General features: G+C 54.2%; 27 protein-coding genes. All 27 read left to right on the top strand.

All coding sequences use genetic code 11. The features are described from left to right. The 27 genes from MKX76_RS12050 (at window position 1) to hisC (ending at window position 22913) form a co-directional block, all read left to right on the top strand. The gene (locus MKX76_RS12050; RefSeq protein ID WP_007129809.1) at window positions 1-276 is read left to right on the top strand and encodes a stage VI sporulation protein F; all 276 of its coding nucleotides are present in this window, start codon (window positions 1-3) and stop codon (window positions 274-276) included. Window positions 277-420: 144 nt separating this feature from the next. Continuing rightward, a complete protein-coding gene (locus tag MKX76_RS12045) occupies window positions 421-600 on the top strand; it encodes a DUF2768 family protein (RefSeq protein WP_007129810.1) in 180 nt (59 codons plus the stop codon). A 42-nt stretch (window positions 601-642) separates the two neighbouring features. After that, on the top strand, window positions 643-1233 hold the full coding sequence (locus MKX76_RS12040; protein ID WP_213615243.1) for a hypothetical protein: 591 nt from the start codon (window positions 643-645) through the stop codon (window positions 1231-1233). Window positions 1234-1294: 61 nt separating this feature from the next. After that, a complete protein-coding gene (locus MKX76_RS12035) occupies window positions 1295-1654 on the top strand; it encodes a 2Fe-2S iron-sulfur cluster-binding protein (RefSeq protein WP_007129812.1) in 360 nt (119 codons plus the stop codon). An 18-nt stretch (window positions 1655-1672) separates the two neighbouring features. Continuing rightward, a complete protein-coding gene (locus MKX76_RS12030) occupies window positions 1673-2431 on the top strand; it encodes a hypothetical protein (RefSeq protein WP_373872048.1) in 759 nt (252 codons plus the stop codon). 459 nt (window positions 2432-2890) lie between these two features. Next, a complete protein-coding gene (gene spoIVA / locus MKX76_RS12025; protein ID WP_007129814.1) occupies window positions 2891-4369 on the top strand; it encodes a stage IV sporulation protein A in 1479 nt (492 codons plus the stop codon). 258 nt (window positions 4370-4627) lie between these two features. Beyond that, window positions 4628-4900: an HU family DNA-binding protein gene (locus MKX76_RS12020; protein WP_007129815.1), complete on the top strand. Its 273-nt coding sequence runs from the start codon at window positions 4628-4630 to the stop codon at window positions 4898-4900. A gap of 85 nt (window positions 4901-4985) precedes the next feature. Next, window positions 4986-5210, top strand: a complete 225-nt coding sequence (gene mtrB / locus MKX76_RS12015; RefSeq protein WP_007129816.1) for a trp RNA-binding attenuation protein MtrB — start codon at window positions 4986-4988, stop codon at window positions 5208-5210. 172 nt (window positions 5211-5382) lie between these two features. Further along, a complete protein-coding gene (locus MKX76_RS12010) occupies window positions 5383-5925 on the top strand; it encodes a hypothetical protein (RefSeq protein ID WP_007129817.1) in 543 nt (180 codons plus the stop codon). A gap of 110 nt (window positions 5926-6035) precedes the next feature. After that, window positions 6036-6896: a heptaprenyl diphosphate synthase component 1 gene (locus MKX76_RS12005; protein ID WP_007129818.1), complete on the top strand. Its 861-nt coding sequence runs from the start codon at window positions 6036-6038 to the stop codon at window positions 6894-6896. Between the two features lie 3 nt (window positions 6897-6899). After that, window positions 6900-7661, top strand: coding sequence for a demethylmenaquinone methyltransferase (locus MKX76_RS12000; protein ID WP_260985699.1), 762 nt, complete (start codon window positions 6900-6902; stop codon window positions 7659-7661). Beyond that, entirely contained in the window at window positions 7654-8526 is an 873-nt protein-coding gene (locus MKX76_RS11995; protein WP_007129820.1) for a UbiA-like polyprenyltransferase, read from the top strand. The genes MKX76_RS12000 and MKX76_RS11995 overlap by 8 nt, the downstream gene beginning before the upstream one ends. Next, a complete protein-coding gene (locus tag MKX76_RS11990) occupies window positions 8526-9128 on the top strand; it encodes a UbiX family flavin prenyltransferase (protein ID WP_007129821.1) in 603 nt (200 codons plus the stop codon). The genes MKX76_RS11995 and MKX76_RS11990 overlap by 1 nt, the downstream gene beginning before the upstream one ends. Window position 9129: 1 nt before the next feature. Beyond that, entirely contained in the window at window positions 9130-9993 is an 864-nt protein-coding gene (locus MKX76_RS11985; RefSeq protein WP_007129822.1) for a menaquinone biosynthesis protein, read from the top strand. Next, the gene (locus MKX76_RS11980; protein WP_251536865.1) at window positions 9990-10964 is read left to right on the top strand and encodes a polyprenyl synthetase family protein; all 975 of its coding nucleotides are present in this window, start codon (window positions 9990-9992) and stop codon (window positions 10962-10964) included. The genes MKX76_RS11985 and MKX76_RS11980 overlap by 4 nt, the downstream gene beginning before the upstream one ends. A gap of 109 nt (window positions 10965-11073) precedes the next feature. Next, window positions 11074-11517, top strand: a complete 444-nt coding sequence (ndk, locus tag MKX76_RS11975) for a nucleoside-diphosphate kinase (RefSeq protein WP_028403634.1) — start codon at window positions 11074-11076, stop codon at window positions 11515-11517. Between the two features lie 54 nt (window positions 11518-11571). Then, window positions 11572-12372, top strand: a complete 801-nt coding sequence (locus MKX76_RS11970; RefSeq protein ID WP_251536863.1) for a CheR family methyltransferase — start codon at window positions 11572-11574, stop codon at window positions 12370-12372. A gap of 250 nt (window positions 12373-12622) precedes the next feature. Then, window positions 12623-13792, top strand: a complete 1170-nt coding sequence (gene aroC, locus MKX76_RS11965; RefSeq protein ID WP_077565432.1) for a chorismate synthase — start codon at window positions 12623-12625, stop codon at window positions 13790-13792. 1 nt (window position 13793) lies between these two features. Continuing rightward, window positions 13794-14894: a 3-dehydroquinate synthase gene (gene aroB / locus MKX76_RS11960; RefSeq protein ID WP_251536861.1), complete on the top strand. Its 1101-nt coding sequence runs from the start codon at window positions 13794-13796 to the stop codon at window positions 14892-14894. Beyond that, complete coding sequence (aroH, locus tag MKX76_RS11955; protein WP_007129828.1) at window positions 14891-15277, top strand: chorismate mutase; 387 nt, start codon at window positions 14891-14893, stop codon at window positions 15275-15277. The genes aroB and aroH overlap by 4 nt, the downstream gene beginning before the upstream one ends. 366 nt (window positions 15278-15643) lie before the next feature. Then, window positions 15644-17197, top strand: coding sequence for an anthranilate synthase component I (trpE, locus tag MKX76_RS11950; RefSeq protein WP_341033832.1), 1554 nt, complete (start codon window positions 15644-15646; stop codon window positions 17195-17197). Window positions 17198-17216: 19 nt separating this feature from the next. Beyond that, window positions 17217-18257 carry an anthranilate phosphoribosyltransferase gene (trpD, locus tag MKX76_RS11945; protein WP_028403632.1) on the top strand — a complete coding sequence of 347 codons (1041 nt, stop codon included), beginning with the start codon at window positions 17217-17219 and terminating at the stop codon, window positions 18255-18257. Next, window positions 18247-19053, top strand: a complete 807-nt coding sequence (gene trpC / locus MKX76_RS11940) for an indole-3-glycerol phosphate synthase TrpC (protein ID WP_341033830.1) — start codon at window positions 18247-18249, stop codon at window positions 19051-19053. The genes trpD and trpC overlap by 11 nt, the downstream gene beginning before the upstream one ends. 14 nt (window positions 19054-19067) lie before the next feature. After that, complete coding sequence (locus MKX76_RS11935; RefSeq protein ID WP_341033829.1) at window positions 19068-19742, top strand: phosphoribosylanthranilate isomerase; 675 nt, start codon at window positions 19068-19070, stop codon at window positions 19740-19742. Beyond that, the gene (trpB, locus tag MKX76_RS11930) at window positions 19739-20938 is read left to right on the top strand and encodes a tryptophan synthase subunit beta (RefSeq protein ID WP_341033828.1); all 1200 of its coding nucleotides are present in this window, start codon (window positions 19739-19741) and stop codon (window positions 20936-20938) included. The genes MKX76_RS11935 and trpB overlap by 4 nt, the downstream gene beginning before the upstream one ends. Then, window positions 20935-21762, top strand: coding sequence for a tryptophan synthase subunit alpha (gene trpA / locus MKX76_RS11925; protein WP_341033826.1), 828 nt, complete (start codon window positions 20935-20937; stop codon window positions 21760-21762). The genes trpB and trpA overlap by 4 nt, the downstream gene beginning before the upstream one ends. 53 nt (window positions 21763-21815) lie before the next feature. Continuing rightward, window positions 21816-22913 (top strand): histidinol-phosphate transaminase, encoded by a 1098-nt coding sequence (hisC, locus tag MKX76_RS11920; protein WP_341033824.1) that lies wholly within the window; start codon window positions 21816-21818, stop codon window positions 22911-22913. Window positions 22914-22975 lie beyond the last annotated feature (62 nt).

Below are 22975 nucleotides of genomic sequence, written 5' to 3'. Positions count from 1 at the left end.
ATGAGCAAAAGCTTTCACAAGGATGTTTTGAACGCGATTAACAAAAAAAGCGGCAAAAAAATTTCTGCAGGGGCTGTCAATAAGCTGGCTAGTACGGTAAAACCGTCTACCATGCAAAATGAAGCCCAGCTCCGTCAGCTGATCAAGCAGGTATCGTCCATGGCGAATATACCTGTCAGTGAAGATACGGTTCAGGAAATTATTGCAGCTGTTAAGAAGAGCGGGATGAATCCGAGCAATATGGAAGCCTTGATGAAAATGATGATGAACAAATAGGTTCGCATAAGCGTGTTTGGCGCCGAAGCCGCGCCCGTTCTCGGGTGGCGGCTTTTGCTTTTTGGGCAGCGCTTGGATGAGCGGATGCGGTTTTCATGGTATAATAGGTTGAATATTACATGAGAGAATGGAGAGTTTCGTGACATGGATCCGATGCAAAAGATGTGGCTGTCCCTTGTCGCATTGTTGATTATGGCTCTGTCCGTCATCGTCGTTACGCTTGCGCGAAGCAAGACCAAGGGGTTTATACGCGGTGGTTTGTCGTTCGTGGCCTTTATGATGATGATCGTGGGCTTCATCATTGGACTGGCTTCAATTATTTAACAACAGGAAAGGATCGCGTCAAGATGGTAAAAGGGGTGCCGAATGAAGCTGAGTGATCTGCCAGGGCTTGAGAGCCTGCTGTACGAGACTGTCTGCAAGCTGAACCTTACGGGTCAGCCGTGGGTGCTTGGAGGAAGCTGCAGCTTGCTTCTTCAAGGCGTACAGCTGGACAAGCCGCCGAGAGATATCGATATTTATACGGATGCGGAAAGCGTCCATGAGCTGCATGCCTCGCTTGCCGATTGGGCGGAAGACGCGCCTCACCTGGATCAAGAAGGTATGTATGCCTCCATATTGAGCCACTATGGTCGGTACGGCGTATCTATCGAGCTGGTGGGTGGCTTTACCGTCATGACGGGGGGATCCGAATATCGTGTGGAAATCGGTCCGCTGCTGCATCATGCGGCGCCGGAGCATCGGATTCAGGGCACGGTTGTCCGTTTAATGCCGCTGTCGCATGAATTGGTATTCAATGTGCTGCGAGCCAGGCCGGACCGGTATGAAGCGATTGCCGCAGCCATCCTGCTCAACCCGAATGAGCATCTTCCGCTGCTCTCGAAGATCTTAACCCGGAACAGGCTCAACATGCAGCATCGTTCGACCTTGAGCGGTCTGCTTGACCATTTGATTTGAGTGCCGATGGTGCTCTGCACGGTCCCCATACATACAAGGCAGGAGAGGAGTGCACTAGCCATTGGATTACGAGGTGCTGTTTCAGCCGGATGGCAAGAAGGCCAAGGTTCGTCCATTGACGAACGTGCTGGACGCCTCCCGCCGGGCCGGCGTGCGCATCCCGACCCGCTGCGGCGGCAAAGCCGGCTGTTTGATGTGCAAGGTGATCATACCGGAGGGAGAGCGCGAGTCGTGCCTGCCCCCTGAGGACAAGGAGCGGAGGAAGCTGGGCTCCGCCCTGCTGGAGCAGGGCTACCGGCTGTCCTGCCAGACGAAGATCACTGGAGACTTACAGGTAAGCATTCCCGAGGATCCGCTGAAGGCGGCTATCCGCAAACAGCTGGAGGCCGCACGAAACCGGGATGCGGATGACTTTATTTAAGCGAAGGATGATGTTGATTTGAATAGGATCAATCGGATGATTCCTACTGCAGAAAGTGCAAAGCCCCTTTTTGCAGCCCTGGTCCTGGTGTTGTTCTCATTGCTGATGACCGGATGCTTGTATCCTGACGAGGGAGCGGGCGAGAATAAAGTTTCGTATAGAGAAAGTGTTAAGCGGATTCAATCCGCGGTTGATGATTACTTTAAGGAGCAAGGGGTGCTGCCTATCATTACGGCAGGGCCAGAGGTGCCGCGTTATGAGAAGTACCGGGTAGACCTTGAACTGCTGAAGAACCGCGGATATATCGATCAAATCCCGGCGACCGCCTTTGAAAAAGGAGGAACCGGCTATTTTCTGATCATTAATGAAGAAAGTGATCCGACCGTCAAGGTGATGGATTTGACAACCGTTCAAGCGGTCAACGATGTACAGCGTGCCGTCAATTTGTACAAAATGGGCAATGACGGAGCCCTGCCGGCCGGTGAGACGCTGTATCCCGGCTATAAGGCGGTGGACCTGTCAAAGACCGATGCCAAATCGTTGAAGCTGATGAGCGTATTCTCCGGCCAGGAGATGACCTTCATCATGGATGAGGCAGGCAAGGTGTATGCCGATTATGCCTTCGATATTATGCAGGCCGTCCAGAAGGATGGCTCTGAGCCCAAAGAAGGCGAGGACTTAAGGATTTTCCTGGAGAAGGAATCCTATTTCGTCCCGGTGAAATCCGTCCCGTATGCCTGGATGAATCAACAGCCGGTTGCGCAGCCGGCATCCTGAATAATTCGATAGAGCATTCCCTTCGTAGGTTAACCTACTGGGGAATGCTCTTTTTCTATCGATCAAAAAGTTTATCCATATTGCCAATCTAGTGGAATATCTATCAAGATCGCGACATACACATAATCTGAAAGAGTCGTGCGGGCATGATGCCGGTTGCCCATAGCATGATCGAGTTAAGAGAAGCATCTATCAAAGCAAAAAAAATGGACGGAGACATCGTGGGCAACCGTCATATTTTTAGACCCGGTACATAAGATGTTACTAGTCCAAATGCATGTACGAGTTACGCCGCTTTGCCGTTTCCATCCATAAACCCATGGAATCTACGGCGGCGGACTGCTGGCGACAAAGGTGAAAGCTGCTCATCTGTTGCAATGGCTTTGGCTATGAGTGGAACACGAAGCGGATGCTCTTAAAGCATTTTTCCTTCGGAGTAATTTGAGGAGGGGATCTCTTTTGGAAAAAGTGGACATTTTTAAGGACATTGCCGAACGGACCGGAGGGGACATTTATTTAGGTGTCGTCGGGGCCGTCCGTACGGGAAAATCAACCTTCATCAAGCGTTTTATGGAGACGGTTGTACTCCCGAACATTACGAACGAGGCGGATCGAGTAAGAGCTGTCGATGAGCTGCCTCAAAGCGCTGCAGGAAAAACGATCATGACCACCGAACCGAAATTTGTACCGAACAATGCGGTGCAGATCAAAGTAACGGAAGGATTAGAGGTCAACGTAAGACTGGTGGACTGCGTCGGGTATGCCGTGGAAGGGGCCAAAGGCTATGAGGATGAGAACGGTCCGCGAATGATTTCCACGCCATGGTTCGAGGAGCCGATTCCGTTCCAGGAGGCGGCTGAAATCGGAACCCGCAAGGTCATCCAAGAGCATTCCACGCTCGGCGTTGTCGTCACGACCGACGGAAGCATCGCGGAAATCCCGCGCAGCTCCTATGTCGAGGCGGAAGAGCGGGTCATTGAGGAGCTCAAGGAAGTTGGCAAGCCGTTCGTTGTCGTCATCAACTCCACCCGCCCTAGAAGCGAGGAGGCGCTGCAGCTCCGCAACGAGCTGGCCGAGAAATATGATATTCCGGTCATGACGCTCAGCGCGGCCACGATGACCGAGGATGATGTCACTGGGGTTCTCCGTGAAGTATTGTATGAATTCCCGGTTCATGAAGTGAATGTCAACCTGCCGAGCTGGGTCATGGTGCTGAACGAGAACCATTGGCTGCGCAGCAACTATGAGAACTCGGTAAGGGATACGGTGAAGGATATCCGCCGTCTGCGCGATGTCGACCGGGTCGTAAGCCAGTTCATGGAATATGACTTTATCGATCGGGCCGGACTTAGCGGCATGAATATGGGGCAGGGTGTGGCCGAGATTGACCTCTTCGCGCCGGACGAATTGTACGACCGCATTTTGATGGAGGTCGTCGGGGTAGAAATCCGCGGCAAAGACCACCTGCTGCAGCTGATGCAGGAATTCTCCCATGCGAAGCGCGAGTATGACCGGTTCGCAGAGGCGCTTGAGATGGTCAAGACGACCGGATACGGCATTGCCGCGCCTTCCCTTGCCGAAATGGCGCTGGATGAGCCTGAGCTGATCCGCCAAGGCACCCGCTTCGGGGTAAGACTGAAAGCGACCGCGCCGTCCATTCATATGATCCGCGTCGATGTCGAATCGGAGTTCTCGCCGATTATCGGCACCGAGAAGCAGAGCGAGGAGCTTGTCCGCTATCTGATGCAGGACTTCGAGAACGATCCGATCAAAATTTGGGAATCCGATATTTTCGGCCGGTCCCTCCATTCCATCGTCCGGGAAGGCATTCAGGGCAAAATCGCGATGATGCCGGACAATGCCAGATACAAGCTTCAGGAAACGCTGGGGCGGATTATTAACGAGGGCTCCGGCGGTCTGATCGCAATCATTCTGTAAGTGAGCGCCAATATGGTGGTGAAAACGCAGTCGCTAACGGGCCAAAAGTCCCGATTAGCGGCTGTTTTTCGTGTTTTCTCCGGTCCGCTAAAGCAAAACGCTTGAAATTATGAGATGGCTGTATTACTATAAATTTGTTCCGCGTCATGCATTCGAAACGCGAAATAGGGGAAAATACCCGATTGCACGTATAATTTGCGGTAAAACGGAAACAGTGTATAGCAAGTGGAGCACATTCCTAGTTAGGGAGGTGAAAGAATGAATAAATCGGATCTGATTACTCAAGTAGCTGAATCTGCTGAGCTTTCCAAGAAAGATGCGACTAAAGCGGTTGATGCCGTTTTCGATGCAATTTCCGAAGCACTGCAAAACGGGGATAAAGTCCAATTGGTTGGTTTCGGCAACTTCGAGGTTCGCGAGCGTTCCGCACGGAAAGGCCGCAACCCGCAAACAGGTGAAGAAATCGAAATCCCTGCGAGCAAAATTCCTGCATTTAAACCTGGTAAAGCGCTCAAAGACGGAATCAAATAAAGATTTCTACATATTACCTAAGAGCACAGGTCGTGAATTCGTTCACGGCCTTTTCTTTTAGATTTACGGCGAGGAGGTCTGGGGAATGGAGAACGTTCAAAACGGCGATTATTTCGTTGTCAAGGCGCTGGATCACGGCGTACAGGTGATCGGCCTTACGCGCGGACAGGACACACGGTTTCATCATACCGAGAAGCTGGACAAAGGCGAAGTCATCATCGCCCAATTTACGGATCATACATCTGCGGTGAAAATCCGCGGCAAAGCTGAAATCATCACGAAGCACGGCAAGATCGAATCCGGCAGCTGATTTTTAGGGCAGGTTATTCGAGAACGCTATGACCGATGAGGGCTAAAGGCAAGATCATCGAACATTCATCTATTGTTTTCTTTTGCAGCAGGCATAGCCTGCTTTTTTTCTTTATACAATGAGGTATGGACTTAAGAGGAGCGGAAGAAACTAAGGCTAGGGGGTATTCGACATGAGGCAATGGCAAATTGTACGGGCTGTGCTTGTACCGGCCGCGATCGCATTCATGATGCTCGTCATCCTGCTGGAGTTAAAGTCGCATGCGCGCCAAAAAATCGAGACGGTCACCGCTGCGGTCCCTTATCACAGCCGTGAGCTGACGGATGCCGGCTTGGTCGACTCGCTGATGAATCTTCCGCTTCATCTTAAAATAAGCCGGGCGGATTATGATGACGGCTCACTGACGATGGATATCAAGCTGAGTGATCCCGGGGAGGACGTCGGAGACGTGTATGAGGATATAGCCGGCATTATGTCCTTCGCGTTCGAAGGAACGGATAATGTGAGGCAGCTGTACTTGAGGGTGATCGCGATCGATCGCTGGGGCGGGAAGCGGTATCTGCTTCTTGCTTCGAATATGAACAGAGAATCCTGGGAGCCGCGCTACGCAGAAGCGCTGAGCCAGCTTCGAAACGGCGATGTGCCGCCATCCTTGGCAGCCTCGCTCAATTTAACTTTTACGAATCTTTGGCAGAAGCAGTTCAGCAGTCCGTGAAACGGTTAAAATAGTAAGTGACAGGCATGTACGTGCCCGGAACATGTGTTATAATAGATTGGATTGTTGGCTCAATAGACCATAGAACATCAAGTGCACGGAGGCTGAGGATGAAACCGTATCGCGTACCAGAACTGGCAGAGAAATATATAAATTATGATATGATCCAGAATCACACGGAACTACCGGACTTTCCGGACGCCCGTGTTCATTTGCTATACATATTTTTGAAGGACTCGGGAAGAAATATTGCCGGACTCGAAGAATTATACGCGCTGGTCGCCTCGCTGGTTCAGATGGGTCTTGATACGCATGAGAGCATCGATGTTGCCGAGGGCAACCAAGGGGAGGCCATGATGCGCTCCCGTCAATTAAAGGTGCTCGCCGGGGACTACTTCAGCAGCCGGTTTTACCAGCTTCTTGCACAGAAGGGCGAAATTGCGGTCATCTCGCTTTTGAGCCGGGCGGTAAGCAGTGTTAATGTGATGAAAATGAACCTGTATGGCAAAATGAAAGATACGCTGGTGCCTTCTGAAGAATATTTACGGCAAACGGTACAGCTGAATATGCAGCTGTTTCTTTCTTTTACCCCCCTGCTAGAAAAATCGGTTCACGAGACATGGAGGACGCTGCTGAAGGAATTCACGCAGTGCGAAACCCTGGTTCAAGAGATGAAGCGCTGCGTCTCTCCGGATTCGGGAAGATGGAGCTACAGTTATTGGCACTTGATCGAAACGGCAAGCGAAGAGGAACGCAGGCTGCTGGTCGGGAAGAAGGCGGACCCGAAGGATTGGAAGAAGCTTATTCTGAAGTACAAGGCTGCCGAGCGGCTCCTGGACAAGCTGCGGGAGACGGTGGCCAACCTGCAGCAGCTGCTTGCGGGACGGTCTGGGGATTGCCCGTACAGTTGCTTGCTGGAGCCGTTCCTGCACCGGCTTGGCACCGTTTCGTCTGTTGTAAGGGGAGGATAGGTGATGTCAGTGGATAAACAAACGATGACGCCGGATTCCCGGCGTAACGGCAGCACGCCGAAAGAGGAGCATGTCCATTCCGTATTTGAGAGCATTGCCGGCAAATACGATATGATGAATGACATCCTCAGCTTTAGAAGACACAAGACCTGGCGCAGGTTCACGATGAAGAAGATGAATATGCGCCAGGGCGATACCGCAATTGACTTGTGCTGCGGAACTTGCGACTGGACGATTAGCATGGCCCAGGCAAGTGAAACTGGACACATAGTCGGGCTGGATTTCAGCGAGGGGATGCTGAAGGTCGGCCGGGAGAAGGTTGCCAGGAACGGTCTTGAGAGGCAGATTAGGCTGGTGCAAGGCAATGCGATGGAACTGCCGTTCGAGGACAATCAATTCGATTATGCGACGATCGGTTTCGGACTGCGGAACGTTCCGGATTATATGCAGGTTCTTCGCGAAATGCAGCGTGTGGTGAAGCCGGGCGGGATGGTTGTATGTCTGGAACTGTCCAAGCCGACCTGGCAGCCGTTCAAAGGACTTTATTATTTCTATTTTCAACAACTGCTGCCACGCATGGGACAACTGGTGGCGAAGCGCTATGAGCAGTATAAATGGCTGCCCGACTCGCTGAAGCTGTTTCCCGGCAGAGAGGAGTTAGCCGAAGCTTTCCGTCAGACCGGACTTAAGGAGGTCCAGGCCTATCCCTTGACTGGTGGCATCGCAGCCTTACACATTGGGATCAAGGAGAATCGGAATGTTTAAGAAAATTGGGACTTATCTGGAAATGATCAAAGTGGAGCATACCTTGTTTGCTCTGCCTTTCGCATTTATGGGGGCGATTCTGGGGTCGGCCGTGGTGTTCGATCACCTGCCTTCCTGGGGAGACATCGGATGGATTTTTCTGGCCATGTTCGGAGCACGCAGCGCCGCGTTCGGACTCAACCGGCTAACCGATCAATATATTGACGCCAAAAACCCGCGGACAGCAGGACGGGCCATCCCGGCTGGACTGCTTAAACCGTTTGAAGTCATCATTTTTATTATTTTATCGTTCGCCGTCTTTTTCTGGGCGACCTATGAGCTGGACCCGTTTGCTTTCCGGCTGCTGCCGATCGCTATCTTTTTGCTTATTATTTATTCCTTTACGAAGCGCTTTACCTGGCTGTGCCATGTCGTGCTTGGCTTGACCACCGCGCTTGCGCCGCTGGGAGGCTGGGTCGCCGTTACAGGTCAGGTGGATTGGAAGGCGCTGCTCTTTTATGTCGCGCTGGCGTTCTGGACGGCCGGATTCGATGTGATCTATGCATGCCAGGACCAGGAGTTCGATGAGAAGGAAGGCTTGTATTCGATCCCTTCCCGTTTCGGCTTGCATCACGCGTTATGGTTCGCCCGCGGCTTTCATGCCGTTACTGCCTTGGGCTTTATCGTTCTATTTTTCATCACACCGCTCAGCTGGTGGTATCTCATCGGGATGATTATCGCTCTTGGCATTCTGTTCTATCAGCATTACATTCTGTCGCCGAACGATATGAGCCGCCTGCAGACCGCCTTCTTTACGATGAACAGCACGCTGAGCATCGTCCTGTTCGTCTTTACTCTGATTGATTTGGTGGTGCGTTACCTGTGATGGAGGCCGTGCGGAGAAAAAGCTGGGTTGTCGGAATAACGGGCGCAAGCGGAAGCATATACGGCGTGCGTCTCACGGAAAGCCTGCTGTCGCTTGGATATGACGTTCACCTCGTCATTACGAATGCCGGATGGCGTGTGCTGAAGGAGGAGATGGGCTTCGAAGCGGCGAGCCGGGAGGCTGCCGTTCTCGAGCGTTTCGGAGGGTACGAGGGACAGATCGTTTATCATCCGATCGCTGATATCGGGGCCACCATTGCCAGCGGCTCCTATCTGGTCGAGGGCATGATCATTATGCCATGCTCCATGGGCACATTATCTTCCGTGGCCCACGGCGCTTCCGATAATTTGATGGGACGGGCCGCCGACGTCATGATGAAGGAAGGGCGCCCGCTCGTGCTCGTTCCGAGGGAAACGCCGCTGCATGCGATCCACCTGGAGAACATGCTGACGCTGGCCCGGCTCGGGGTGAAGATCATTCCGGCGATGCCGGCATTTTACTTCGGGCCGCAAACGCTCGATGATATCGTGAATTTTATGGTGGGCAAAGTACTGGACAGCTTGAGAATCGAACATCATTTGTATAAAAGATGGGGTGACTAATATGCCGGGGGAAGACAACAAAACCATCATCGGCAAGATCAGTTATACCAACGCTTGGCCCGTGTTTCATTACGTGGATCCTGCAGCGCTCGGCACGCCGGCGGATATGGTCGCGGCCGTTCCGGCCGAGCTCAACCGGAGAATGCACGAGGGCAGCATCCAGATCGGCGCATTATCCTCATTCGCCTATGCGGAGGTAGCGGATCGCTTGCTGCTTCTGCCGGATTTATCCGTGAGCGCGGACGGGGCGGTTAACTCGATCTTCTTGTTTACGAAGGTGCCGCTTCAGCAGCTGAAGGAAGCTAAAGTCGCGCTTACGAATACGTCGGCAACGTCGATCAACTTATTGAAAATATTATTGGAGAAATCGCTCGGCGGTACTTACTCCTACATCACCTGCGAGCCGGATCTGACCGAAATGATGGCCCAAGCGGATGCGGCCCTTCTGATCGGCGATCATGCGATCCGGGCTTCATGGAGCAATACGGAATATTACAGAACGGATCTTGGCCAGTGGTGGAAGGATTGGACGGGGTGCAGCATGACGTTTGCCGTCTGGGCGGTCAACCGGGACGCCGTGGAGCGCAACCCGGAGGGCATGGCGGAAATCGCCGATATGTTCCTTGAGAGCAAGCGGCGGAGCTTGAGCGATTTGACCCCGATCGTTGAGGAGGCTGTCAGCCGGATCGGGGGAAGCGCGGCATACTGGAAGCATTACTTTACGAACCTGTGCTACGATTTTGATGAACGACAACAGGAAGGACTTCGCTTATATTTCAAATTCGCTTATGAGCTCGGCCTGCTGGATCATGTCGTCGTGCCGGAGCTGTGGAATGAGAAACGAAGCGTGCGGGTGAAGAAATGAAACGATTTGATATATTCGGAACTCTTAAAAAAGATATGGATGTCATCGAAAAAGAGCTTTACCGCAGTGTCGAAGGCGACAGTCCCGAACTGACGGAGACCTCGCTGCATCTGCTCCGGGCGGGCGGCAAGCGGCTTCGTCCCGTATTTGTTCTGATGGGCGGCAAGTTCGGCAGCTATGACATTGAGAAGCTGAAGCATGTCGCCGTGCCCCTGGAGCTGATTCACAGCGCTTCTCTGGTGCATGACGATGTGATCGACGATGCCAGCACGCGCCGGGGAAAGCCGACGGTGAAGGCGAAATGGGACAATCGGATCGCTATGTACACCGGTGATTACATATATGGCAAAGCGTTGGATTTGACCACCCGGCTAAAGCAGCCGGAAATTCATCAGATTTTGGCGAAAGCGATGGTGGAGATGTCTATCGGCGAGATGGAGCAAATCCGTGATTTCTTTAACGTCTCGCAGGATGTCAGAAGGTATCTGCTGCGTATCCGGCGCAAAACCTCTCTTCTGATCGCGATCAGCTGCCAGCTTGGAGCGCTGGCTGCCGATGCGGACCGGAGAATCGCCGCCAGTCTGTACCGTTTTGGATACAACGTCGGGATGGCTTTTCAGATCCAGGACGACCTGCTGGACCTGTGCGGCAGCGAGAAGCAGATCGGCAAGCCGCCGGGAAGCGACATGCGCCAGGGGAATATCACGCTCCCGGTCATCTATGCCCTCGAGGATCCCGAGCGCAGGGAGCCGCTGCTGAAGGAGCTGGACCGCATTCATGCGTTGAACGGCCAGTGCGATGTCTCCGAGGCCGTTAAGCTTGTGACGTCGAGCAGCGGAATCGCCAGATCGGAAGCGCTGGCGGACCGGTATATTACGAAGGCGCTTGACGCCTTGTCGGACCTCCCGGACATCAAGACGAGAAAACAACTGAAGGATATCGCACATTTTATAACCAAGCGGTCATATTAGTCATATCGACACGAGAAGCTTTCTGTTAAAATAAGGGTACACATGTAACATCACATGAGCATGATAAGATTGTTCAATATCCTGGCAGGAGAGGAAAGTGATGAGGGCTATGGAACGTACTTTTTTAATGATTAAGCCGGATGGTGTCCAGCGCGGACTGATCGGCCGCATCGTCGGCCGTTTGGAGGATAAAGGCTTCAAAATGGTCGCGGGCAAGTTTCTGCAGATATCGGACGAGCAGGCGAAGCGCCATTATGCCGAGCATGAAGGTAAGGATTTTTACGATAACCTCGTCGGCTTTATTACGTCGGGACCGGTATTCGCGATGGTATGGGAAGGCGATGACATTATCGCCCTGTCCCGTCAGGTCATCGGCAAAACGAATGTGAAGGAAGCGCAGCCGGGTACGATCCGCGGCGACTTCGCCTCCCACACGCCGCATAATCTGATCCACGGATCGGATTCGCCTGAAAGCGCTAAGCGCGAGATCGCCAACTTTTTCGACGAGTCGGAGCTCGTTCAATATGAGAAAACGCTTGCTCCTTGGCTGTAGCCGATAAGCGGAAGTTAAGCAAATTATAATAATTTACAGTAACAGGATGATAAGATGACGGAACATGGATTATTGCCGGAGGACCAGGATTATGTCGGCTTCGTTCGCAGCATCGAGCGGAGCACGGGAATTAATCTGGCGGATTACAAAGAAGCGCAGATGAAACGGCGGCTGACGACGCTGCGCAACAAGAAGGGCTACTCGACCTTTGCGGCATTTTATGAAGCGATGATGAAGGACAAGCCGCTTTTTCATGAATTTCTGGACCGGATGACGATCAACGTGTCAGAGTTTTGGCGGAACCCGAACCGGTGGGAAATTTTGAAAGAGAAGATCCTGCCTTCCATTGCCGAGCAGAACCCGGGTACGCTTAAGCTGTGGAGCGCTGCCTGCTCCACAGGCGAGGAGCCGTATACCCTGGCGATGATCTTGGCGGAGAAGAAGCTGCTGAACCGGGCGCGCATTATGGCAAGCGATATCGATGAGGGAGCGCTGCAGAAGGCGAAGGAAGGAATGTATCTTGAGCGTTCGTTAAAGGACGTGCCGCCGGAGGTAGCCTCACGGTATTTCACGGAAGAAGGCCCCTTGTACCGGTTCAGCGACACCTTGAAGAAGGAGATCGTTTTCCAGAAGCAGAACCTGTTGACGGACCGGTTCGATACCGGCTTCGACCTGATCGTGTGCCGCAATGTCATGATTTATTTTACAGAGGATGCCAAGCATAAGCTGTATATGAAGTTTGCTGCAAGTTTGAAGCCCGGCGGATTTCTGTTTGTGGGCAGCACCGAGCAAATCTTCAATCCGGGCCAATACGGCTTGGAGAGCAACGAAACGTTTTTTTACCGGAAGCTCTAGTTCACTGTGTGCGAAGCGGCAGCCGGAGCGAACAGCCGGCATAAGGATCGATAACATCCAATCATGGCCCGCATCGCTATTGCGAGCAGGCTGACCGTATAGGCGAAGCGCTTTTCCATCCGGGGATGAGAGGCGCTTTTGCTGTATAGAGGGATTCTTGTCAAAGCGTATTAGCTATACTATAATGATCAGAAGATATTTACGGATTTTAGCGTTTTAACGCTTAAAAGTTTAAAGGGGGAAAAGCATCATGAGTTTACGTTTTCTAACGGCGGGAGAAACGCACGGGCCTCAGCTGACTACGATTATCGAAGGGCTTCCGAGCAATATGAAGATCGATTTCGATGCGCTGAATTTTCAGCTGCACCGGCGCCAGAAGGGGTACGGCCGCGGACGCCGCATGCAGATCGAGAAGGATACGGCCCAGATTCTCGGGGGGGTGCGCCACGGATATACGACCGGCGCGCCGGTTGCGCTTGTCGTGGAGAACAAGGACTGGACGCACTGGAGAAACATCATGAACGTGGAGCCGATCGAGGGCAATGACGAAGCGAAGCGGCGTGTGCACCGCCCAAGACCCGGCCATGCGGATCTGAACGGCGGGCTGAAATATAATCTGAAGGATTTGCGCAACGTGCTGGAGCGCTCCAGCGCGCGGGAGACGACCGTACGGGTAGCCGTCGGCGCCATCGCCAGACAGTTTCTGGAGCAGTTCGGCGTGAAGGTGGCGGGACAGGTCATCCGAATCGGCGAGATTGAGGCGCCTCCGCACAATCTCCCCATTGACGAGCTGATCGAGCGCACGGAGGCCTCCTCGGTCCGTGTCGTCGACGCGGAGACGGAGAAGAAGATGGAAGCCTACATCGACCAGATCAAGCAGGAGGGCGATTCCATCGGCGGCGTTGTCGAGTGCATTATCGAGGGATTGCCGGTCGGTCTTGGCAGTCATGTCCAGTATGACCGCAAGCTTGACGGCCGCATCGCCCAGGGCGTGATGTCGATTAATGCCTTTAAGGGCGTCGAGGTCGGCATCGGATTCGAAGCCGGAGAGCTTCGCGGCTCCCAAGTGCATGATGAGATCATGTACAGCGAGGAACGCGGCTACTACCGCGCAACCAATCGCTTGGGCGGCTTCGAAGGCGGGATGACCAACGGCATGCCGATCGTTGTCCGCGGCGTCATGAAACCGATCCCGACGCTGTATAAGCCGCTTCAAAGCGTGGATATCGATACGAAGGAGCCTTTTACCGCCCAGGTGGAACGCTCGGATGCATGCGCGGTCCCTGCGGCCAGCGTTGTCATGGAGCATGTGGTGACATGGGAGGTAGCGAAAGCGTTCCTGGAGAAATTCGGCGGCGATTCGATGGAGGAGATCCATGCGAATTACCAAAACTACCTGAAGCAGCTGGAGAGCTACTAAGATGAGGACGCTGCGAGTTGAGCTGGGGGAGCGCTCATACCCCATCTATATCGGGTCCGGGATCTTGGATTCGATCGGGAAACTGAGCAGAAAGCACGGCATTAGCATCAAGAGCCCCCAGATGATCGTGACGGATGACAAGGTTGCGCCTCATTACTTGGCCCAGGTAGAACAAGCGCTGGTGTCGGAAGGCTATTCGGTTGTTACGCATACCGTACCGTCCGGGGAATCCTCCAAATCGCTGCAAGTGTATGAAGAGGTCATGACGACCGCGATTCAAGGCAAGCTGGACCGCAGCTCGGCGGTGTTTGCCCTCGGCGGTGGCGTCGTCGGCGATCTCGCCGGCTTCGTTGCGGCTACGTATATGCGCGGGGTCACGTTCGTGCAGATCCCGACAACCATTCTCGCCCATGACAGCAGCGTGGGCGGCAAGGTTGCGGTCAACCACCCGCTTGCCAAAAACATGATCGGTGCCTTCCACCAGCCGGCGATGGTGCTCTACGACGTGGATACACTGAAGTCACTCCCGCCGCGCGAGGTCTCGTCCGGGCTCGCCGAAATGGTGAAGCACGGTCTCATTTTGGACCGCGATTTCGCGTATTGGTGCAGGGAGCATGCCGAGGAGCTGCTCGCCCTTGTACCGGAAACTTTGATCTACGGCTTGGAGCGTGGCTGTGCCATTAAAGCCGATGTCGTCTCCAAGGACGAGCGGGAAGGCGGCCTTCGCGCCATTCTGAATTTGGGCCACACGATCGGCCATGCGATCGAAGCTGTCGGCGGTTACGGGCGTTTCCTCCACGGGGAGGCGATTGCGATCGGAATGGCCGGCTCGGCTAAACTGGCAGGCATGCTGGGAAGAGACCAGAGCCTGTACGCCGAGACGGTCGGCATGCTGCAGGCATTGAATCTCCCGGTGACGCTTCCTGCCGATATCAAGGTCGAGGACATTATGGACGCGATGCAGCACGACAAGAAATTCGCCGAAGGCCGGATGGTGTTTATCGTCCCCGAGGCCATCGGGTCAGTCAGCATCGTCAAGGATGTACCGGTCGATGCTGTTCGAACGGTCGTTGAACAGCTGAAGGGAGAGGTTAATACATGATGAATCGGGGAATCCGGGGAGCCACAACGGTGACCCGAAATGAAGAGCAGGAGATTTTGCAGGAGACGCTCCGCCTGTTGGAAGAGATCGTTAGGCGCAACGACCTTCAGCCGGAATATATAAGCAACATCTGGATTACGATGACGCAGGATTTGGACGCGGCGTTCCCTGCTCGCGCCATCCGCCAGCTGGAGGGCTGGGACCTCGTGCCTTTGATGTGCTCCGTCGAAATACCGGTGAAGGGCAGTCTTCCGCGCTGTATCCGCTTCATGGTGCAGGTCAATACCGACAAGAGCCAGAGCGAGATCAAGCATGTATATTTGAACGAAGCGAAACGGCTTCGCCCGGATTTGTCCGGCGCGGGCGCCGACAAGCAAAATTAAGGGTTGCAGATTACCGCCATCATCCTGTATAGTGGTATCAGAATATAGCTGAGTAGAGTTTAGGTTTCACAGATGAGTTGAGTTGAGAAGAGCAGAGTTAAGCATCTTAGGCAATTTCATACCGGGATTAGGAATCCGTGGTTCATTGATGATGATTGGGCTATTCTACCTTGTGCGGAAGGAATGCCGGCAGATGCCGTATTCTATGTCGCGTCAGGTATACGAACAGCACGGCATTGGATTTGGTGAAGCCTTTGGGGATTTCTGTACCGTGCTCTTAATAAACAATTCTCATATGCAGACGAACCAAACCTCTACTTCGGTAGAGGTTTTTTTGTATTTGACAATCATGAAGGAGGGTTTGGCATGGCACATCCATCGATGGAGCAAGTGGTGGCAATGGCAGGCGAATATAATCTGATTCCGGTAGCGATCCGACTGTTGGCCGACATGGAGACGCCGATTCGCTTATTTCAGCGGTATGCGGAGCGGAAGCGGGCATTTTTACTTGAAAGCGTAGAGGGCGGCGTGCAATGGGCGCGCTATTCGTTCATCGGAACAGATCCCTTCTTGATGATTCGGGGCAAAAAAGGCGGCATCGAAATCGAAATGAACGGCGAGCGTTCCGTGCTGAAGGGAAAGCCGGTAGAGGAGCTCAAGGCGCTTCTGCGAAAGTACCGCAGCCCGCAGCTTAAGGATATGCCTCCGTTTACAGGCGGGGCGATCGGATTCTTCGGATACGATCTGCTGCAGTATTACGAGAAGCTGCCTGCGCATGCGCTCGACGATTTGGGCATGGATGATATCCGGTTCATGTTCTGTGACCAGGTCATCGTGTTCGACCACGTGAAGCAGCAAATCATGCTCATCGGCAACGTGCACGTCGAGCCTGGGGATACGGACGAGGACATCCGTCAGAAGTATGACCATGTGCGGCGCAAGCTCGAGGTCGCAGCGGAACAGCTGCAGGAGGACGGGCCGAGGGAGAATGTGAATTCCAGAAGCATCCCGGCAGATATCGGGCTGGGAGACATTCAATCGAACATGACCAAAGAAAAATACATGGACAATGTAGAGAAGGCGAAGGAGTATATTCGGGCGGGCGATATTTTTCAGGTCGTGCTGTCCCAGCGGTTTCATATTGAGACGGACGTATCGCCGCTTCACGTTTATCGCGTGCTCCGCACGCTGAACCCTTCGCCGTATATGTATTACCTCAAATTGGACGATGACATCATCGTGGGAACCTCCCCGGAAGCGCTGGTCAAGGTTGACGGCCGGCGCGTAGAGACAAGGCCGATTGCAGGAACCCGGCCAAGAGGCATCGACGAAGCCGAGGATCAGCTGTTGGCTGAGGAGCTGCTGCAGGACGAGAAGGAGCGGGCGGAACATCTGATGCTGGTGGATCTGGGACGAAACGACCTCGGGCGCGTGTCGGAGTTCGGCTCGGTGAAATGCGACACCTTTATGGAGATTGAAAAATACTCGCATGTCATGCACATGGTATCCGGGGTTTCCGGACGTCTCAGCGAAAATAAGGACTTTTTCGATGCGTTCCTTTCCTGCCTACCGGCCGGAACCGTGTCAGGCGCGCCGAAGCTGAGAGCGATGGAGATCATTGCGGAGCTCGAGCGGGAAGCCAGGGGCGTTTATGCCGGAGCGATCGGATATCTCGGTTTTGGCGGCAACATGGATTCCTGTATTACGATCCGGACGATTATATTCCGCGGGGGAAAAGCATATGTTCAGGCCGGCGCCGGCATCGTATGGGACTCCGTTCCCGAGAAGGAGTATGAGGAGACGGTCAATAAAGCCAAAGGCATGCTGAAGGCGATCCGGGTGGCGGAAGCGATGTTCCCGGCGAACAGCGGCGCTGAGGATTTCATTAATCAGGATTATCTGTATCAATACACACCTTAACTCAGAGGAGGAGAATGAGATGAACGTTATGGAACCGATGCAATCCAGCATTTCCAAGCTGATTGAAGGCCAAGACCTGAGCCGTGAAGAAGCGCGCGGGGTGATGCAGTCCATTATGGACGGGCAGGCCACTCCTTCTCAGATCGGAGGACTGCTGACCGCCCTGCGGATCAAAGGGGAGACTGTCGATGAAATCACCGGCTTTGCCGAAGCGATGAGAGGCGCCGGCGGGCGAGTCGTCACGGAGCGCAATCGGCTGTTGGACACTTGCGGAACCGGGGGGTCGGGCATTCATAAATTCAATATTTCAACGGTATCGGCCATCATATCCTCCTCGGTATCGGTCCGGGTGGCGAAGCACGGCAACCGCTCCGCCTCCGGGCGCGCCGGGAGTGCGGACGTGCTGGAAGCGCTGGGGGTGAACATTCACCTGACGCCGGAGCAGGCCAAGGCTTGCCTTGACGATATCGGCATCTGCTTCCTGTTCGCCCAGATCTACCATCCTTCGATGAAGCATGCGGCCGCGCCGCGGAAGGAGCTCGGGGTCCGGACGGTGTTCAATATGCTGGGGCCGCTGACGAATCCGGCCGGGGCCGACCGGCAGATGCTCGGGATATATGACATGAGCAAGACGGAAACGATCGCCCATGTACTGAAGGAACTCGGATTGAAGAGAGCGATGGTTGTCACAAGCCATGACGGTTTGGATGAAATCAGCGTTTCGGCTCCGACCCGAGTATCCGAGCTTCGGGGCGGCGAGGTGCGGACCTACGATATACATCCTGCCGACCTAGGCCTGCAGGTCCATCCGATGGACGCGATTCTCGGCGGTGACGCCAAAGAAAATGCCGCGATTATCGGCTCGGTGCTCCGCGGAGAGAAAAGCGCGTACCGGGATATCGTCCTGGCGAATGCGGGAGCCTGCATCTACGTATCCGGGCTCGCCGACAGTCTGAAGGAAGGCGTGCAGCAGGCTGCGCACGCTATTGATTCAGGGCTTGCCCAGGCAAAACTGGAGCAGCTTATTATACGGACGGGGGAATTAAGCTATGTATCTTGATCGAATCGTAGCCACGAAGAAGCAGGAGGTCGCGAAGTTGCGCGAAACATTTTCCGCTGCGGAAGCGGAAAGCCGGATTCAGGAGCTGCCGCCGACTCGCGGATTTGCTAGGGCGCTTGCGGAAGGACGCAAACGCAGCATGGGCTTGATCGCCGAAGTGAAAAAGGCTTCGCCGTCCAAGGGGTTGATCCGGCCGGATTTTGATCCGGTCATGATCGCGAAAGCCTACGAGGCCGCCGATGCCGATTGCCTTTCCGTCTTGACGGACCGGGAGTACTTTCAGGGGAGCGGAGAATATTTAAAGGCTGTACGCGAGGCTGTCCGTTTGCCTCTGCTTCGCAAGGATTTCATTATCGACGAGACTCAAATTTATGAAGCGCGTTTGCTTGGCGCCGATGCGATCCTGCTCATTGCTGCAATTCTTACGCAGGAACGAATGGCGGAATTTATGGACCTGGCCGCTTCCCTAGGACTTGACTGCTTGATTGAGGTCCATGACCGCGAGGAGCTCCAGACGGTCCTTAAGCTGAATCCGTCTTTGATCGGCATTAACAATCGGAACTTGCGTACATTCGAAACCTCGCTGGAAACGACGGCCGATCTGGCAGGCGAGGTGCCTAAAGGCGTGACGCTTATTAGTGAGAGCGGCATATCGCGGCCTGCGGATATCTCGTATTTGCATTATGTAGGCGCACATGGCGTGCTGGTCGGAGAACATTTCATGAGACAGCCGGATGTATTCCGTGCCGTTAATGATTTGATGGGACCGCTGCCGGTGGCCGCTGACTCGGAGTAAAGGGGAGCAGCTGGATGAAAGATACGGCCGTAAAAATATGTGGACTTCAAAGCGTTGAAGTGCTAAAATCTATGATAAACTTACCTGTGGATTATATCGGATTTGTATTTGCCAAGAGCCGGCGGAAGGTGACGCCTCAGCAGGCCGGGGAGCTGATCGGCATATTAAAGGAGTGGAGCCCGGGACAGGCACCCGCCGCCGTCGGCGTGTTGGTTAATCCTGATTGGAGTGAGCTTGAGGAGCTGCTTTCGCATGCCCCGCTCGATATCGTACAGCTGCACGGTCAGGAAACGCCGCAATTTTGCCGGGAAGTGAAGGAGCGCTTCCCGGTTTCCGTTTTTAAAGTGGTATCGATCGGCGGAGAGAAGAGCGATGAAGCACGAATGGCTGCGCTGGACTCGTATGCAGGCTGCATTGACGGCTTGCTCGTCGATACCTTCGATCCGGAATATGGCGGGGGATCGGGCAAGACATTCGCCTGGGACCTCATTCCGCCATACCAAGATTGGGCCAAGCAGCATGGAATTCCGCTCTTCGTGGCCGGAGGGCTCGATGCGGATAATGTATCGCAATTAATCAGCCGGTACGCTCCCGATGGCGTGGATGTATCCAGCGGCGTCGAGAGCGAGCCGGGCGTGAAGGACATACAGAAAGTGAAAGCATTCGTGGAAAGGGTGAAGGGCATATGAGAACAGAGCTTCCTGACGTTAATGGACGTTTCGGGGTGTTCGGCGGACGGTTTGTACCGGAAACGCTGATGAACGCCTTAATCGAGCTGGAGCAGGAGTATAACCGCTACGCGGAAGATGCTGAATTCAAGGAGGAGATCGCCTATCTGCTGAAGCAGTATTCCGGCAGGGAGACTCCGCTGTATTACGCCGAGCGGTTCAGCCGTCATCTCGGCAAGGCCAAAATTTATTTGAAGCGGGAGGACCTGAACCATACGGGCGCCCATAAGATTAATAATGCCATTGCCCAAGGCGTGCTCGCCAAACGGATGGGCAAGACCAAGGTAATCGCAGAGACTGGCGCCGGTCAGCATGGAGTGGCTACGGCCACCGTGGCCGCGCTGCTTGGACTGGAATGCAAAGTATTTATGGGCGAAGAAGACACGAAGCGGCAGCAGCTTAACGTATTCCGGATGAAAATGCTTGGGGCCGAGGTTATACCGGTCACGTCCGGAAGCCGCACGCTGAAGGATGCCGGCAACGAAGCGCTCCGATACTGGGTCAGCAACGTGGAGGACACGTTCTACGTGCTCGGTTCGGCTGTGGGGCCGCATCCGTACCCGATGATGGTACGCAACTTTCAGCGAATCATCGGAGACGAGACGCGCAGGCAGATTCTGGAGAGCGAAGGTCGTCTGCCAAGCATGATTTTGGCACCGATCGGCGGCGGCAGCAATGCGATCGGTATGTTTTATCCGTTTCTGGAGGATAGCGAGGTCCGGCTGGTCGGCGTCGAGGCGGCCGGCAAAGGCGTTGAGACCGAGTTCCATGCCGCTACGATGACCAAGGGAACCCAGGGCGTATTCCAAGGCTCGATGAGCTATTTGCTACAGGATGAGTACGGCCAGGTTCAGGAGGCGCACTCGATCTCGGCCGGCCTGGATTATCCAGGTGTCGGCCCAGAGCACTCGTATTTGAAAGATATTGAACGGGTTCAATATGAGCCCATCACCGATGCGGAGGCGCTGGAAGCACTACAGCTGCTGTGCCGGACCGAAGGGATCATTCCGGCACTGGAGTCCGCGCATGCGCTGGCTCAAGCCGTGAAGATGGCCCCGCAATGGACCGAGGAGGATCTGATCGTCATCAATTTGTCGGGTCGCGGGGACAAGGACGTAGAATCCATTATGGCATACACGGGAGGGAAGACGATATGAACCGGATCGATCAGACGTTTGAAACTTTGAAATTGCACAACAAAACGGCGCTCATCCCATATCTGACCGTTGGCGATCCCGACCCGGAAACGACCCTGGACATCATCGCCGAGCTTGAAAGCGCCGGTGCTGACATCATTGAGCTGGGCGTGCCGTATTCGGATCCGCTGGCGGACGGACCGGTGATCCAGCGGGCTTCCGAGCGGGCGCTCAAGAACAAAGTCACGATCCGCACCTGCATGGACATCGCGCTAAAGGCTCGGGAACGCGGAAGCCGATTGCCTTTCATCCTGTTCACTTATTATAACCCGGTGCTGCAGATGGGCCTGGACACCTTCTTCGAGGAGGTGCTGAAGCACGATATCAGCGGCCTGATCATCCCGGATCTGCCCGTGGAGGAATCGGCGGAGATCCGTAAGCGTTCAGCGGCGGCAGGGGTTCACCTCATTCCGTTAGTGGCACCAACCTCCCATGAACGGATCGCTACCATTCTTTCGGAGGCGACCGGCTTCGTATATTGCGTGTCCTCGCTCGGCGTAACGGGTGAACGTACGGATTTCTATTCCGGCGTTGAGGCATTCCTTGAGACGGTGAAGGAATACAGCCGTGTGCCGATCGCGATCGGCTTCGGTATTTCTACGGGGGAGCAGGTGGCCAGATTCTCCAAGATCTGTGACGGCGTCGTTGTCGGCAGCGCGATCGTGCGTACGATCGAATCGAATATTCCGCTGCTGGAGCGTGAGGAGACCCGCAGCCAAGGGCTTTCGCAAATCGGACAATTTGTGGCACAATTAAAAGGTGCGAAGCTTGCCCTAGACCGTTAGGGTGATTACAGAGTTAAGTTTAGAGTAGATATGAAAGGTGAGGCGAATATCAAATGAAACCAAAAGCGCAAATCGTGGATCTTCCCGTCTACCAGCCGGGAAAACCGATCGAAGAGGTGAAGAAGGAGCTTGGGCTGGATCACGTGATCAAGCTGGCTTCGAACGAAAATCCATACGGCTGCTCGCCGCTTGCAAGAGAAGCGATCACGGCGGAGCTGGAAACGCTCAGCCTGTATCCGGACGGCAGTGCAGCGGAATTGACAGCTGCGCTGGCGGAGCATTTGAACGTTGCAAACCCTCAGATTATTTTCGGCTGCGGCTCCGATGAGATCATCGCGCTCATTATCCGGGCGTTCCTCGTTCCCGGCGACGAAACGATCATGGCCGACCAGACTTTTTCGGTATATAAAACGAACGCCGAGATTGAAGGTGCGGTCAGCGTCGAGGTTCCGCTTGTCGATGGAAAACACGACCTCCAAGGCATGCTAGACGCGATCACGGATAAAACCAAAATCATCTGGGTATGCAATCCGAACAACCCGACCGGCACCATCGTTTCGGAGGCGGAGCTTGTTCAGTTCCTTGACGCCGTTCCTGAGCACATCATGGTCGTTCTCGATGAAGCTTACTTCGAATACGTCACCGATGCTTCGTACCCGAACAGCATCCCGCTGATGGGTCGCTACGCGAATCTGGTCATCCTCCGCACCTTCTCCAAGATTTACGGGTTGGCGGCGATGCGGATCGGATACGGGGTTGCTCAAGAAGAGGTGATCTCCCTCATCAACCGTGTACGGGAACCGTTCAATACGGGACGTCTAGCGCAGGCAGCAGCCAAGGCAGCGCTGAAGGACCAGGCGTTCGTGGCCGAGTGCCGCAAGCGGAATGAAGAAGGGATCAAGTACCTTCAAGGAGAACTGGACCGTCTCGGGCTGTCGTATTTCCCGGCACACGGCAACTTCATCATGATTGATGTGAGAAGATCCGGGAAGGATGTCTTCCAGTCCCTCCTCAGAAAGGGCATTATTATCCGCCCGGGATTCGAGCGGTATCCGAATTGGATTCGGGTGACGGTCGGGTCGAAGGAACAGAACGATGCCTTTATCGGAGCGCTTGAGCAGGTAATCGCTGAAGTTAGCCCAGTAGTATAGCATTCAAGGAACAGATTAGAAATAACCATAATCAGCTAAACATCGCAGTTTGAAACGAGTGA

Origin of the sequence: Paenibacillus sp. FSL R5-0810, assembly GCF_038002285.1 — a bacterium.
In the GTDB taxonomy this organism is placed as follows: Bacteria; Bacillota; Bacilli; order Paenibacillales; family Paenibacillaceae; genus Paenibacillus_AQ; species Paenibacillus_AQ lactis.
Note: the sequence above shows the minus strand (reverse complement) of the source record. Positions and strands in the feature narration are given on the sequence as shown.